Origin of the sequence: Sphingobium sp. TA15, assembly GCF_037101235.1 — a bacterium.
GTDB lineage: Bacteria > Pseudomonadota > Alphaproteobacteria > Sphingomonadales > Sphingomonadaceae > Sphingobium > Sphingobium indicum.
Map to the genome: position 1 here is coordinate 3,441,524 of NZ_AP025355.1, position 15,082 is coordinate 3,456,605.

Below are 15,082 nucleotides of genomic sequence, written 5' to 3' on the forward strand. Positions count from 1 at the left end.
GCTCCTGTGGAGGCATGGATTTCCACCGTTTTATTTGCGGTTATGAACCCTCCCTCCGCCAGTTCAGCCCCTGAATGGACAGGGCGTCGCCCTCCATAGCGTCGCTGTTGCCGCCGATGTCGGCCTCCAATTTTCCTTAACCATATCTGCGTATGATTCGCCGAAAAGGTCGAGGGCGAAATGAGCGTAGAAGCAAAATTTTCAACCGATGATGCACAGGAACTGCAGCTACCACAAAGCCCGAAGCGACAATGGTTCCGTCTGCCGCGCAGGATGCTGGTCGGCGGCGTTCTGTTGGTGATGGCCTTCGCCGTGCTGGTGCGCAGCTTTGTCTTCACAGCCGGTTACAATACCACTTTGGTGGCAGATATAGGTGTCGTCAGGGCTCCGATCTCTGGCGAAGTCGACCGGCTTGGCGCGAATGTCGGGGACCGCGTGACGCGGAACCAGCTGCTGGGAAGCTTTGCCGCTCCGGTCGGCCTGTCGGCGGCTGTCCGCGCCGGATCGGAAGATGTGGATCAGATCCGCACGAAACTGGTCAGCATCGACGGCCGAATGGCCGCTCTTGCGGCGGACGCCGCCCGCATCCGCAGTGAATCGGGCATCTATCGGTCTGAAAAGCTGGTGCAGATGGATGCCGTCGCGGACGAAAGCTCCGCCCAACTGTCCGCCGCGCAAGCGCGGCTGGCCTTTGCGCAGAAGCAGTTGGAACGCGCCCGGTCTCTTGCCGAGCGGGGCTTTATCAGCGCGGCCGGACTTCAAAGGGCAGAACAGGATCAGCGCGCCGCCCTGGGAGAGCAGAATGCGGCGATGGCGCGCCGACGCACAAACCTGATCGAGGCGCGCGCCGCGGGTCGAGGCCTGTTCCTCAACAACGGCTACAGCAACGTCCAATATTCGACCCAGCGCCTGAGCGATCTCAACCTTGCCATGAGCGAACTGCGGGGCGAGAGGGAGAATCTCGCCGCAGCGCTCGCCAACGCGCAAAAGCTGAGCGACGGCGGCAAGGCCGGCGCCATGCGGCGGTTGCAGCTTCCGTTGCAGGCGAGCGTCAACGGGCGGGTGTGGGCGAAGGTCGCTGCCCCCGGGGAATCGCTGCGTGAAGGCGATCCGATCTACATGCTCGCGGACTGTTCGTCCTTCTTCGCCTATTTCACCGTTGGCCGCAGCGCCTACAGCAAGCTCAACATCGGCGCGCCCGTGACGTTCGTCGCATTTTCGAACGGCGATCGCTGGCCAGGCGCCATCGTCAACATGGGGGTGGGCGATCCTTCCCAGCTCCGCGTCACCAGCCACATTCCCAATCCTGCCGCGGGCGAATATCTGATCGGCGCGCGGATCATGCTGGATGCGCAAGGCCGGAAGCAGTGCCCGGTCGGCACGGCGGGCCGGGTGGTGCTGTAACGCGGCCATGAACATCGTCGAGATTCCCTCCTATTTCTGGGGCCTCGCCACCCTGGGCCTTTGCCTGCTGGTGTTTCCGCAACTCGACCCAGCCAACCGCCTGCATCGGCTGATCGTCAGCGGCGCCGCGATCGGATCGATCCTGATCTACATGATATGGCGCCTGCTCGCCACGCTCGATCTGGACAGGCCGGTTTCCGCGCTGCTTTCCGCCGGCTTCTTCATGCTGGAGGTCTGCTCCACGCTGGGCGGGGTGCTGGTCCTGGTCGTGCTGACGCGAAGGCGCGACCGCCTGAAGGACGTCAGCAGCAACATACGCTGGCTGCACGCCAACAGGCCCAGCGCGGCGATCTTCATCTGCACCTATAATGAAGATATAGGCATTCTCGACCGCACGATCACCGGCGCGCTCAACCAGAATTATCCGGCGAAGGTCTACCTGCTGGACGATGGCCGCCGGCCGGAGGTGGAGGCGTTGTGCCGCCGCCGCCAGGTGGAATGGCTGACGCGCCCGGACAATGTTCATGCCAAGGCCGGCAATATGAATGCGGGCATGACGACCCTGGCGGCGCGCGGCGAAATGCCGGATTTCGTCGCCATATTGGATGCGGATTTCGTCGCGCTGCCCAATTTCATGTCCCATTGCCTGGCGCTATTCCAGGATCCCGCCGTGGGGGTGGTGCAGACGCCGCAGCACTTCTTCAACCCCGATCCATTGCAGCACAGGATCAAGGGGCATCTGGACCTGCCCGACGAGCAGCGATTCTTCTTCGACACTTTGCTGCCCGCCAAGGACGGATGGGGCACGGCTTTTTCCTGTGGGACATCGTCGGTCGTCCGCACCGGCGCGCTTGCCCGGATTGGCGGCTTCCCTACCGACAGCATTACCGAAGACATGCTGCTGTCGATCCGCATGAAGGAGCATGGCTTCGTCACCGCCTATCTGAACGAAAAGCTCAGCCTTGGCCTCGCGCCGGAGGGAATCGGCGAATATTGCACCCAGCGCATCCGCTGGTGCATCGGCGCGATGCAGATCATGCGCAGCGCCGACGGCCTGTTTTCGCGCAAGGGGCTGAACTGGATCGACAGGATGAGCCTGATGGAAACCCTGCTCTATTGGATGGGCAGCTTTCCCTTTCGCCTCGCCTGTCTGCTGGTGCCGATCCTCTATTGGTTGACGGGCCTTACCGTCATGGACGCGCCGATCGGCGAGCTTGCGACTTTCCTGCTGCCCAGGATCCTGGTGGAAGCCTTCGCCATCAGCTGGTATTCCAACGGCCGCATCCTGCCGCTGTTGACGGACACGTCCCAGTTGCTGGTCGCGCCAGAGATTGTGGCGGCATCCTGCCACACCTTGCTGTTCCCCGGGGAACGTCCGTTCAAGGTGACCAACAAGGGCGGCGACCGTTCCCGGACGGTGATCCACTGGAAATTGCTTTCGCGCTTTGCGGTCGTCCTGCTGCTGACGGCGGGCGGGATGCTGTTCAGCTATGGCTCGCCGCTGGCGCCCACCTTCTTCTCCGAACAGAAAGACGTCGTGGCGTTCTGGAGCATATACAACGTCCTTGTCTGCATCATCGCGATCATCGTCTGCATCGAAAAACCCCGAAGGGCGGAAGAACGCGCCCCCATCAGCGGAACGGCGCTTTTCAACGCAGGGGACAGCGCCACCCCGGTCCGGCTGCTCGACATTTCCTCCAGCGGCGTGGCCTTTGCCAATGAAGGCGGTTGGCGCATAGGCGACAGGGGCACGATTTCCATCAGGGAATTGGGGGAGGTTCCGGCGATCATCGCGCGGATCACGGATCGCGTCGTCGGGGCAAAGATCCTCCTTTCGCCCCAGCAGCAGGTTGCGCTTACACATTTCCAGTTTGCCGGCGACCGCATGCGCACGCCCGACGTGTCCACGCTGGGCAGCGTCCTGGCGCTGATCAGGGGGCTGGCGCTGAACTGATCGGATGCGGCGACTGATCGGATGCGGCGACAATCGGCGCCAGCATGGCCACCGATATTATTGCCCCATCTCCCGTCGCGCCATGCGTCATGCCGGCGCCGGTCCGGAACTGTCCCGCTGCACCAGCCTGAAGCTGAAGTGCGGCGTGTCGGCCGCGCCCCCCGCCAGCGCGTCGATCACGGCGCTGCCCATCGCCTCCAGCGGCTGGCTGACGGTGGTGAGGGGCGGCCAGGCCGTAAGGCCGGCGGGCGTGTCGTCGAAGCCGACCACCGACAGATCCTCCGGCACGCGCAGCTTCAGCCGGTGCGCCACCGTCAGCGCGCCGAGCGCCATGTCGTCATTGGTCGCGAAGATCGCGGTGGGGCGCTGGCCCCGGGTCAGCAAATGCTCGCCGGCCTTTATGCCCGACTCGAAATCGAAGGCCCCTTCGACGAACAGCCCCTCCTCCAGGAGCAGGCTCGCCGCGATCATGCCGTCGCGAAAGCCCTCGACGCGCTGCATCGCCGCCTTGTGGCTGGCGGGCGGGGTGATCACGCCGATGCGGCGATGGCCAAGACCGATCAGATGATCCGCGACCATCCGCCCCGCCGCCCGTTCCGGCGTCGGGATGTTGAAGCTCTCCGCCATCACCGATCCGGCGATGCGGGCGCAGGGCAGCTTCAGTTCGGACAGGCGCTGGAGCAATTGCGCGTCGTCGGACAGCGGCGGCACCAGGAAGACCCCGTCGGGCCGCAGCGCCGCGACCAGGCGGTCGAGAATGGCGAAGCGTTCCTCCCCCGCCAGCGGCATCGGCTCCACCACCAGGTGATAGCCCAGATCCCGGCATCGGTTCGCCGCGCCCGACTGGATGCCGCCATTATAGGAAGGCGCGGGGTTGTTGTAGAGGAAGGCGATCATGAAGGACCGGCCCCCAGCCAGCCGCCGCGCCGACTGGTTGGGCCGGTATCCAAGCTGGCGGATCGCCGCCGTCACCCGTTCGCGCAGCTCCTCGCTGACATTGGGCGCCTTGTTGACCACGCGGGACACGGTCTTGATCGATACGCGGGCCAGGGCCGCGACGTCGTGGATGCTGGGCATCAGCGATGCCGGTCGGAAGGAGGAGCGGTCATAAGCCGGTCTTGCCATGGAAGGCGGAGCGAGGAAACAACGTTTACCCGGACAATCGACAGGCAAAGCCATCATGGTCGTGCCGGAATCGCAACCATGGCGCTCCAATCGGCAGATCGATGCCCATCGCCGTGAAAAATCTTCTTGATCGGCCATCGGCGCTGGGCTAGAGCAACAAGACAACGTTGTCATACTCTCCAAGCAGGACAACGGCTGTCATCCCGGGCGGCGGTCGGATGAACTGCACGCTTCAGGTCGTTGCCCGGGATGCGCTTTTTTCAGGATCGGCGCAGCGTCAGCAGCACTTTCAGGCCGGGGCCGTTGTCCGCCAGCGCCACTCCGCCATGATGCAGCCGCGCCACCGCCTCCTCCAGCGACAGGCCCAGCCCCGATCCCGGCCTGCCCCGCGCCGGGTCGAGCCGACCGAAGCGCCTCAGGGCGGCAGGACGGCTCTCCGCCGGGATGCCCGGGCCATTGTCGGCCACGGCGATCAGCAGGTCGCCATTCTCGATCGCCGCGCTCAATTCGATGCGGTCGCCGCCCTCCGCATAATAGAGCGCGTTTTCGACCAGATTGGCGAGCGACTGGCTCACCAATTCGCGATGGAGCGGAAAGACCAGCGCGTCAGGCGCGGAAACGGCCAGCGCAAAGCCGCTATCCTCCACCAGCGGGCCGTAGATCTCTTCCACGTCGCGCAGCAGTTCCGCGACCTGGGTATCGCGCCGCCGGTCGCCGCCGAAGCCTGCCTCGGTCCGGCTGATGAGCAGCGCGGTGGTCAGCATGGAACGCAGCGTCTGCGCTTCATGATGCACCTTTTCCAGCGCATCCAGCGCGGTGTCGTCCCGCGTCTGGGCGCTGGCCTGCTCGACCACGGAAATGAGGCGCGTCACCGGGGATTTCAGGTCGTGGGCAAGGCCGTCGGTCATCATGCGAAGCTGCGTCACCAGCGCATCGATCCGTTCCAGCATGGCGTTGATCGACTGGCCGAGCCGGTCGAAGGCGTCGCCGCTGCCGTCGGTCGGCACCCGCCGGTCGAGCGCGCCGACGGCGACGTCATTGGCGGTCGCCGCGATGTCCGACACCTGCCGCGCCAATATGCGGCCCAGCATGATCGCGATGCCCAGCGCCAGCACCAGGCTCATGACGAAGGCGACGGTCAGCGCTTCCTCATAGATGCGGGTGAGTTGCAGGCTGTTGGAAACCACCATGCCGGTCAGCAATTGCCCGCCGTCCCCCAGCTTCACGGGAATGACGCCCATCGGCTCCGGCGCGTCCCGGCCCGTGCGGTAGAGCGACATGATCTGCCAGCGCCCGTCGGCGCGCAGCCCGGCGGGCCAGGCGCCCAGATTGCCGCTGATCGGCCGCCCGGCCGCGTCGGTCAGCAGCAACACGGCGCGTTCCCCCTCTATGGCGCGGAATCGTCGGGCGATCTCGGCGCGCAGGGCGGCCGTCCCGCCGCTGCGGTGAAGCGCGAGCAGGTCGTCGCGGGCATCCTCCACCGCCTGCCGGTCGGCGGCGACGACGGTGCGCTGGCTGGCCTGCTGCACGAACAGCAACACGCCGCCCGTCACCAGGAACTGGCAGAGGAAGGCGAGGCCGACGAAGCGCCCGATGGTCGAACGGGCAAAGCCGAACCAGCGGCGGGAGGGGAGGGTCTTGCGGATCGCTAATGGGCCTTTTTTTGGGCGGTTTGCCTTCATTTCCCTTTCGTCACCCCGGGCTTGACCCGGGGTCCCGCTGCCTTTTCCAGGCGGGCACCTCGAAAGAAAGCGGGACCCCGGATCAAGTCCGGGGTGACGGTGGAGCCCTCCCGCACGCCGCTAACTCTCCGGCCCCAGCCGATAGCCCATGCCGCGCACGGTATGCAGCAGGGGCCTGTCGCCGCCATCGTCCAGCTTGCGGCGCAGGCGGCTGACATGCACGTCGATGACGTTGGTGCCGGGATCGAAATGATAGTCCCAGACGCCTTCCAGCAGCATGGTTCGCGTCACCACCTGGTCTGGATGGCGCAGGAAATATTCCAGCAGGCGGAACTCGCGCGGTTGCAGGTCGACGGAGCGTGATCCCCGCTTCACCCGGCGGGAAAGCAGGTCCATCTCCAGGTCCGCGTGCCGCAAATGGGTGACGACCCCGCCGCCGCCCCCGCCCCGGCGCAGCAGCAACTGGACGCGGGCCATCAGCTCGGCGAAGGCGAAGGGCTTGGCCAGATAATCGTCCGCGCCGCTGGTCAGCCCCTCCACACGGTCCTCCGGCGTGCCCAGCGCGGAAAGGATGATGACCGGCGTTTCGATCTCCGCCGCGCGCAGGGCCTTCAGCATCGCCATGCCGTCCATCGCCGGCATCATCCGGTCCAGGATGATCGCGCCATAGCTGCCGTCGCTCGCCAGGAACAGGCCGTCGCGGCCATTGTCCGCCCGGTCGACGGTGAAGCCCGCCTCGCCCATGCCCTTGGCGACATAGGCGGCGGTCGCCGCATCGTCCTCCACCACCAAGATCTTGTGGCTCATCTCTTTCCTCCCGGCCGGTCCAGCATCACCACCCGCATCCGGCGCGCAGGCTCTGTTGCAAAAATCGTGAAGCTTGAGCATGCTTGGCGGAGATTGGACGGACGGAACGATGACGGATTTCAAGTGGCGCCATTTCCAGGGTGATGTGATCCTGTGGGCGGTGCGCTGGTATTGTCGCTATCCGATCAGCTATCGCGACCTTGAGGAAATGCTGGCGGAACGCGGCATTTCGGTCGACCATACGACGATCTATCGCTGGGTCCAGTGCTACGCCCCGGAGATGGAGAAGCGGCTGCGCTGGTTCTGGCGGCGTGGCTTTGATCCGAGCTGGCGCCTGGATGAAACCTACGTCAAGGTGCGGGGCAAGTGGACCTACCTGTACCGGGCAGTCGACAAGCGGGGCGACACGATCGATTTCTACCTGTCGCCGACCCGCAGCGCCAAGGCAGCGAAGCGGTTCCTGGGCAAGGCCCTGCGAGGCCTGAAGCACTGGGAAAAGCCTGCCACGCTCAATACCGACAAAGCGCCGAGCTATGGTGCAGCGATCACCGAATTGAAGCGCGAAGGAAAGCTGGACCGGGAGACGGCCCACCGGCAGGTGAAGTATCTCAATAACGTGATCGAGGCCGATCACGGAAAGCTCAAGATACTGATCAAGCCGGTGCGCGGTTTCAAATCGATCCCCACGGCCTATGCCACGATCAAGGGATTCGAAGTCATGCGAGCCCTGCGCAAAGGACAGGCTCGCCCCTGGTGCCTGCAGCCCGGCATCAGGGGCGAGGTGCGCCTTGTGGAGAGAGCTTTTGGCATTGGGCCCTCGGCGCTGACGGAGGCCATGGGCATGCTCAACCACCATTTCGCAGCAGCCGCCTGATCGGCGCAGAGCGACAGCCTACCTCTGACTGCCGCCAATCTTTGCAACAGAGCCCGGCTGATCGGCGGCAAAACGCTTCAGCCCGGCCTCGACCACGCTATCTTCAGTGTGAAAAATGTCGTCGCTCATGTCGGTCTCTCCTATTGTCCTGCGCGGGTGATCGGCGTCGCCGCGTCTGTGGTTTGTTCGGATCTTAGAAAATGAGCCGGTTCCGGATTATGCTGGGCGCAATCGCCGGACAAACGCCGCAATCGCCGCGCCAATCTCGTCCGGACTGTCCTCCTGGATGAAATGGGCGCCTGCGACCGTGATTTCGGTCTGGTTTGGCCATGTGCGGCAGAAGTCGCGCATTCGGCCCGTGGTCAGGGCTCCCGGCTCGGCGTTGATGAAGAGTTTCGGAATCGGGCTTTCGCTGAGCCAGCCGGCATAGTCCCGGACGATCGCGACCACGTCGGCCGGGGTGCCTGCGATCGGGATTTGGCGAGGCCAAGACAGGGTCGGTCGACGGGCTTCGCCGGCGGCGAGGAAGGGCTCGCGATAGGCGGCCATCTCCGCTTCGCTTAAGGGGCGCAGGATCAATCCGGGGAGAACTTGTTCGACAAAAACATTGTCCTGCAACACCAATTCTTCGCCCGCCTGCGAGCGAAAGGCCTGAAACAGATCGCGATCCTGTTCGGGAAAATCCGCCCATTCGATCGGCATGGCGAGCGCTTCCATATAGGCAATCCCCTGTACACGCTCGCGGTGGCGGCGGGCCCAGTCGAAGCCGAGGGCGGACCCCCAGTCATGCACGACCAGAACAACCCTGTCCCCGAGATCGAGCGCCTCCCACAGCGCGTCGAGATAGTCACGATGCTCGGCATAGGCATAACGCTCGGGCCCCGACGGATCGAGCTTGTCCGAATCGCCCATGCCGATCAGGTCACAGGCGATCAGCCGTCCCAGCCCGGCGCAATGCGGCATGATATTGCGCCACAGATAGGACGACGTCGGATTGCCGTGCTGGAAGAGGATCGGATCGCCGGTCCCTTCATCGATATAGGCCATGCGCCGGCCCTTGATCTCAATGAATTTCTTCTCGCCAAATGGCTTTGCGCCGAGGCTCATCGATATTCTCCTTGAGCGATTTTCTGGTCTGCCCGGTCGGCGATGCATATCGCATGATGAATATCATGTCAATCGAGGAATCGTTCTAGCCATTGCCGTCGAGCGGAGAGTTGCTGCCGGAGCATCGATGGATGACGGCGTAGGCCACGCAGGCGCCTCTCAGGCGGTAGCTTTCCTTAGCCCCGGGCGCATCCGAAAGATCGAGGAAGGTTTTGTGAGTCGGATACCAGACCGCGAGAATCTCATCGATATGTTGAGTGCCCACGGCCTGGCCAAACACGGGCGTGCACCACAGGATCCGCGCGCCCACCGCCGCTTCCTGCGTGTAGCGGTTCAAATTCATCATCAGGACCGGCCCGTCGTTGCCGCTCTCGACGATCTCGCGGAGGCTCTGTTGCAAAAATCGTGAAGCTTGAGCATGCTTGGCGGAGATTGGACGGACGGAACGATGACGGATTTCAAGTGGCGCCATTTCCAGGGTGATGTGATCCTGTGGGCGGTGCGCTGGTATTGTCGCTATCCGATCAGCTATCGCGACCTTGAGGAAATGCTGGCGGAACGCGGCATTTCGGTCGACCATACGACGATCTATCGCTGGGTCCAGTGCTACGCCCCGGAGATGGAGAAGCGGCTGCGCTGGTTCTGGCGGCGTGGCTTTGATCCGAGCTGGCGCCTGGATGAAACCTACGTCAAGGTGCGGGGCAAGTGGACCTACCTGTACCGGGCAGTCGACAAGCGGGGCGACACGATCGATTTCTACCTGTCGCCGACCCGCAGCGCCAAGGCAGCGAAGCGGTTCCTGGGCAAGGCCCTGCGAGGCCTGAAGCACTGGGAAAAGCCTGCCACGCTCAATACCGACAAAGCGCCGAGCTATGGTGCAGCGATCACCGAATTGAAGCGCGAAGGAAAGCTGGACCGGGAGACGGCCCACCGGCAGGTGAAGTATCTCAATAACGTGATCGAGGCCGATCACGGAAAGCTCAAGATACTGATCAAGCCGGTGCGCGGTTTCAAATCGATCCCCACGGCCTATGCCACGATCAAGGGATTCGAAGTCATGCGAGCCCTGCGCAAAGGACAGGCTCGCCCCTGGTGCCTGCAGCCCGGCATCAGGGGCGAGGTGCGCCTTGTGGAGAGAGCTTTTGGCATTGGGCCCTCGGCGCTGACGGAGGCCATGGGCATGCTCAACCACCATTTCGCAGCAGCCGCCTGATCGGCGCAGAGCGACAGCCTACCTCTGACTGCCGCCAATCTTTGCAACAGAGCCGGCGCGCATGCTTCAGGCCCAGCGCTATCCTGGATCGGCCATGGCGTAGCAGATAGGCGCTGGCCTGATCCAGCGAGCGGATCGGCATGCCGTCCAGGCTGACCACGCCGTCGCCGACGCGGATGCCCAGCCGCGACGCCTGGCCGTCCGTCTCCATGCTGGTGACGACCAGCCCAGATCCGTCCGGCACGCCGTTGCTGAGGGTGATGCCGGGCAAGGCGCGGGCCTGCGCGGCGGCCGCCTCCATCCGGTCGTCGCCGGCATGGCGGACGTGCAGGAAGAAGGCGCCGCTCATGACCAGCGCGCAGAGCGCCAGCGTCGCCAGAAGGACGCCCGATGCCGCGTTGCTCAGCCTCTGCCTGTCCATGCGCCTGCTTTCATGGGCGGAAGGATGATCCATGGGAGCCGCCATGTCATGTTACGCTTTGTTCATGCCGCGGTTCATGCCGCGGCCGGGCCTTCATGGACGGCGACCCGCCCCGTCCGCTTCAGCTTGCCCCAGCCCACGACCCAGCCGCCAATGGCCGACGCGATGGCGCGCACCACGACCCCATACATGATCTGGCGATAGACGAAGCGCTGCGCCACCAGCAGATGCGGCGGATAGCGCATGCCGCGATTGTCGAGCGCATAGGCGGCCCAGCCGCACAGCATGTCGATGGCGGTGAAGGCCAGCCAGTACAGCCCCATGGTCCAGACGTCGCCGCTGGTCTGCGCCCAGCCATGCTGGTTCACCCGGACGATGGTGCCCAGGATCGAGGCGACAAGGGCCAGGTCGATCAGCGGGGAGATGGCGGCGAACATGATCTGGAACAGCCAGGCCTGCGGCAGGCCGACCAGCGCCAGTCCGGTGGGCCGCCGTTCGCGCAGGATGCGGCGATGCTTCCACAGGCATTGCAGCGTGCCGAACGCCCAGCGATAGCGCTGCCGGGCGAGCGCCCGGAAGCTCTCCGGCGCCTCGGTCCAGGCGACGGCTTCGGGATCGAAGGTGACGCGCCAGCCCGCCCGCTGGATCGCGATGGTCAGGTCCTGGTCCTCCGCCAGCGTATCTTCGGGATAGCCGCCCACCGCGTCCAGCGCCGCCCGCCGCCACGCGCCGACCGCGCCGGGCACCACGGTCATGGCATCGAACCCGGCCAGCGCCCGGCGCTCCAGATTCTGCGCGGTGATATATTCCACCGCCTGCCAGCGGGTGACCAGGTTGACGCGATTGCCCACCCGCGCATCGCCCGCGACCGCGCCCAGCGCGGGATCGGCGAACCAGCGGGCGAGCCGGGCGATCGTCTGCGGCTCGAACTGGGTGTCGGCGTCCAGCGCGATGACGATCTCTCCGGTCGCCTGCGCCAGCGCCCGGTTCAGCGCCGCCGCCTTGCCGCCGTTCGGCAGCGTCAGCAGCGTCACGCGGGGATCGTCGGCGAAGGCCTGCGCGACGATGGCGCTGGTGGCGTCCCTTGACCCGTCGTCCGCGACGATCAGTTGCAGGCCCGGATATTGGCTGGCCAGCACCCGGCGAACCGAGGATTCGATGACTCGCGCTTCATTATAGGCGGGGATGATGACGGATACGGTCGGCTGATGGTCCGGCGGCGCGGGGCGGCCGCGCCGCGCCTGGAACCAGGCGAGGAAGGTCATCAGCACCGCCCGCGCCAGCCCCAGCGAGATGGCGACGTAGAAAATCCACCCCAGCAGCGCGGACAGCGTCGCCAGCGCCACGAAGGCGGCGACGTCGACCCGCACCGCCAGCAGGTCGCCGGCCTCGACCGGCGGCATGGCCGCCTTCGCCGGAATCCCGGCAAGCTGCGATACCGGCACGAAGCGATAGCCCTCCGCCCGCAACTGCGCGATGATGCGGGGCAGCGCGGCCACCGTCTGCGACCGCTCGCCCCCGCCGTCATGCAGCAGGATGATGTTTTCGGAGCGGTCGTCGCTGGCCGCATGGACCTGGTCGATCACCTGCCGCACGATGGCGTCGGCGCCGGGGCGCTGCCAGTCATTGGGGTCGACATGCAGGCCGACCACCGTATAGCCCAGCTTCTGCGCCGCCAGCGCGGGGCCTAGCTCGTCCGCCGTGGTCGGCTCCGCATCGCCGAAATAGGGGGCGCGGAACAGCCGCATGCCGCGCCCGGTATAGGCCTGCACCAGCCGCTGCGTGGCGTTGAGCTGCAACCGGGTCGGCTCCTCCGACCAGGTGGCGAGGTTCGGATGGTCGTAGGTGTGGTTGCCGATCTCGTCCCCATCCGCGACGATCCGTTGCAGCAGCCCCGGATGCTCCAGCGCGTTTTCGCCGATGACGAAGAAGGTGGCAGGCGTGCGCGTGCTCTCCAGCACGTTCAATATCTTCGGCGTCCATTCCGCATCCGGCCCGTCGTCGAAGGTCAGGGCCAGCATCCTGCGGTCCTGCCCGCCTGCGCGCTCCACCTGATAGGGCGTGGGCAGCGCGCCATAGCTTTCCTGTTCGATGGTCCCCTGCGGCCCGAAGGCGATGGCGCGATGGCCCTGCGCGGGCGTGGCGGTGATGCGCAGGATTTCGCCCGAACCCTCGACATCGGTGTTGAGCGTGCTCGCCATCGTGCCCAGCTTCGGCCGGCCGCCGGTGCGCCATGCGGTCAGGTCCGCCCAGAAGCCGGGGTCTTCGCTGCCCAGCCGCCACAGCGCGACGCTCCGGATGCCGAGCCGCTTCAGCACCAGCAACTCGTTCCAGCTCGCGGCGGCGTCCAGCATCCAGATCTGGTGGCGCACCCCCGCCTCATCATAGGCGAAGCCCGCATTGCCGCTCGCCGCGTCGTAGAGCGGGCGGGCGGCGCTGTCATGCGCGGCGAGCCAGGCCTCGTCCAGCGACAGGGCGTCGGCGGTCCCGCCATGCCAGTCATAGGCATAGCTGCCGAGCGCGACGAGGATCCTGTCAGCGCCGATGGCGCGCAGCGCTGCCTCCGCCTGCCGGGCGAACCAGCCCTGCGCGGCGATGGGGCCGGGCTGACCGCTCTGCCAATGCTGGTCGTAATCCATCAGGATCACCCGGTCCGCCACGGCGGCGAAGCGGGCCAGCGGCCAGCCTTGCTCCCCCGCGGGCACGGTCAGCGCGATCTTCGCGCCCTGCGGCAGGGCGACGCGCAACATGCGCAGGAAGCGCAGATAGCCGGGCATGGCGCTGTCCGGCAGCGATTCGAAGTCCATGACCAGCCCCGCCTCATGGCGGCGGGCGACATAGCCGCCTAGCTGACGGGCCAGCGCCCGCGACGCGACGGCATCGCGCAGCAGCCGCGCCGCGCCCGCGCCGTCCCAGCTTTCGCTGCCGATATTCTGCACCATGGGCAGCACCCTGGGCGGGCGGGGCATGGCGGCGATCATGCGGTCGAACGCCGCGTCGGCCGCGACATGGATCGGCTTGCCGGCGCCGGGCACGCTGATCAGCGCCGGCACCACCCAGTCCAACTGCCCGACATGGCGGCGCAGGGAGGCGATGCTGCTTTCATCGCCCGGCATGTAGAAGCCGACGTTCAGCGGCCGGGCCTGCGCGCGATGCCCGCCCCAACGCGGCAGCCATCTGGCGATGCCCCGGCGCAGCGAGGATATGCCCGACAGCCGGGCGGCATGCGGCTGGGGCAGCGGCAGGGCAAGGTCGCCCTCCGATGGGACGGCGACCAGGGTGGTGGCGAAGGCGATGGCGGCCAGCAGGATCAGCAGCAACGCGCCCGCCAGCAGCCGCCGCGCCCAAAGCCCCCTGCGGCCGGTAGGATCGAAGAAGATCGGTCTGATCATGGTTCGCGCTGTCGCCCTGTTTCGCAGGGCAGCCTTTACCCGCCGCGCCCTGCCGAGCCGATGAGCCGTTCATGAAATATCGGTCATATATTCGAACGCGGGGAATTGGGCGGGAGCGGACGTCAATGCTTCCCCTCCCCTTCAGGGGAGGGGACCGAGGGGTGGGGGCGTGCCCCACCCGAAAACTGTCCTGTAAAGGCACGCCCCCACCCCAACCCCTCCCCTGAAGGGGAGGGGCTTGATGTCTTAAACCCCCCCAAACCAACCGCGGCAGTTCATACTCCACGCCGAAAATGCGCGGGCGGTCTTGCCCTTCATCGCCCGACATCCGATATCGCCGCCATCGTCCGCACGTTCCATGATTTTCAGGGAGTTTCCATGTCAGCCAGTCCCCGTGCCGTGACGCGCGCCGTCGAACCGCTTTTCCTCGATCGCTGGTCGCCGCGCGCCTTCGATTCCTCCGCGATCCCGCAGGAGGATCTGGACACGATCTTCGACGCGGCGCGCTGGGCGCCCTCCGCCTTCAACTATCAGCCCTGGCGCCTGCTCTACGCCACCCGCGACAGCGCCGACTGGGGCCGCTTCCTGGGGCTGCTGATGCCTTTCAACCAGGCATGGGTGCAGAATGCCTCGGCGCTGCTGTTCATCCTGTCCGACACGCTGATCGCCGCGCCGGGATCGGAAGATTTCAAGCCCTCGCACAGCCACAGCTTCGATGCCGGCGCGGCCTGGGCGCTGCTGGCGTTGCAGGCGACCCGGATGGGCTATCACAGCCATGCGATGACGGGCGTCGATTTCGACAAGGCGCGGGCGGAACTGGGCGTGCCGGATCGCTTCCGGATCGAGGCCGCCGTCGCCATCGGCCGCATCGCCGACAAGGCGATCCTTCCCGAAGCGCTCCAGGAGCGCGAGGCGCCGAGCGGCCGCAAGGACATTGCGGAATTCGTCACGGCGGGCAATTTCCCCGCATAAGGCGGGAAGGGCGCGCCTGAATTTATGTGTGCGCCGCGCTCCTGCGAAGGCGGGAGCGCGGTTCCAACCTCAGGCCTGGGTTCCTGCCTGCGCAGGAACACGGCCTTGCATCATTACTGGCGGGGCCTTCG

Annotated in this window: 12 protein-coding genes; 5 read left to right on the forward strand and 7 right to left on the reverse strand. The window is 65.8% G+C overall.

Translation table 11 applies throughout. The features are described from left to right. The first annotated feature begins 180 nt into the window (after positions 1-180). Positions 181-1,404 carry an HlyD family secretion protein gene (locus Sj15T_RS16840; protein WP_013039235.1) on the forward strand — a complete coding sequence of 408 codons (1,224 nt, stop codon included), beginning with the start codon at positions 181-183 and terminating at the stop codon, positions 1,402-1,404. Between the two features lie 7 nt (positions 1,405-1,411). Continuing rightward, a complete protein-coding gene (locus Sj15T_RS16845) occupies positions 1,412-3,358 on the forward strand; it encodes a glycosyltransferase (RefSeq protein WP_013039236.1) in 1,947 nt (648 codons plus the stop codon). Between the two features lie 87 nt (positions 3,359-3,445). On the opposite strand, the gene Sj15T_RS16850 is transcribed toward Sj15T_RS16845, so the two are convergent. From Sj15T_RS16850 to Sj15T_RS16860, 3 genes are all read right to left on the reverse strand, one after another. Further along, on the reverse strand, positions 3,446-4,435 hold the full coding sequence (locus Sj15T_RS16850) for a LacI family DNA-binding transcriptional regulator (protein WP_041385693.1): 990 nt from the start codon (positions 4,433-4,435) through the stop codon (positions 3,446-3,448). 308 nt (positions 4,436-4,743) lie between these two features. Beyond that, positions 4,744-6,165 carry a HAMP domain-containing sensor histidine kinase gene (locus Sj15T_RS16855; protein WP_013039238.1) on the reverse strand — a complete coding sequence of 474 codons (1,422 nt, stop codon included), beginning with the start codon at positions 6,163-6,165 and terminating at the stop codon, positions 4,744-4,746. 120 nt (positions 6,166-6,285) lie between these two features. Then, entirely contained in the window at positions 6,286-6,972 is a 687-nt protein-coding gene (locus Sj15T_RS16860) for a response regulator transcription factor (protein ID WP_013039239.1), read from the reverse strand. A gap of 109 nt (positions 6,973-7,081) precedes the next feature. Here Sj15T_RS16860 and Sj15T_RS16865 point away from each other — a divergent pair, with 109 nt between their 5' ends. After that, entirely contained in the window at positions 7,082-7,846 is a 765-nt protein-coding gene (locus tag Sj15T_RS16865) for an IS6-like element IS6100 family transposase (RefSeq protein WP_001389365.1), read from the forward strand. A 216-nt stretch (positions 7,847-8,062) separates the two neighbouring features. On the opposite strand, the gene linB is transcribed toward Sj15T_RS16865, so the two are convergent. Continuing rightward, on the reverse strand, positions 8,063-8,953 hold the full coding sequence (gene linB, locus Sj15T_RS16870; RefSeq protein WP_338756157.1) for a haloalkane dehalogenase: 891 nt from the start codon (positions 8,951-8,953) through the stop codon (positions 8,063-8,065). A gap of 85 nt (positions 8,954-9,038) precedes the next feature. After that, a complete protein-coding gene (locus tag Sj15T_RS16875; protein ID WP_020820348.1) occupies positions 9,039-9,353 on the reverse strand; it encodes a hypothetical protein in 315 nt (104 codons plus the stop codon). A gap of 48 nt (positions 9,354-9,401) precedes the next feature. Between Sj15T_RS16875 and Sj15T_RS16880 the strand changes: the two genes are divergently transcribed. Then, the gene (locus Sj15T_RS16880; protein WP_001389365.1) at positions 9,402-10,166 is read left to right on the forward strand and encodes an IS6-like element IS6100 family transposase; all 765 of its coding nucleotides are present in this window, start codon (positions 9,402-9,404) and stop codon (positions 10,164-10,166) included. Here the strand turns inward: Sj15T_RS16880 and Sj15T_RS16885 are convergent. After that, a complete protein-coding gene (locus Sj15T_RS16885; protein ID WP_338756158.1) occupies positions 10,138-10,620 on the reverse strand; it encodes a PDZ domain-containing protein in 483 nt (160 codons plus the stop codon). The two genes, Sj15T_RS16880 and Sj15T_RS16885, sit on opposite strands and share 29 nt — an antisense overlap. Positions 10,621-10,661: 41 nt before the next feature. Further along, a complete protein-coding gene (locus tag Sj15T_RS16890; RefSeq protein WP_013039241.1) occupies positions 10,662-13,979 on the reverse strand; it encodes a glycosyltransferase in 3,318 nt (1,105 codons plus the stop codon). 378 nt (positions 13,980-14,357) lie between these two features. On the opposite strand from Sj15T_RS16890, the gene Sj15T_RS16895 reads away from it, so the two are divergent. Beyond that, a complete protein-coding gene (locus Sj15T_RS16895) occupies positions 14,358-14,951 on the forward strand; it encodes a nitroreductase family protein (RefSeq protein ID WP_013039242.1) in 594 nt (197 codons plus the stop codon). Positions 14,952-15,082 lie beyond the last annotated feature (131 nt).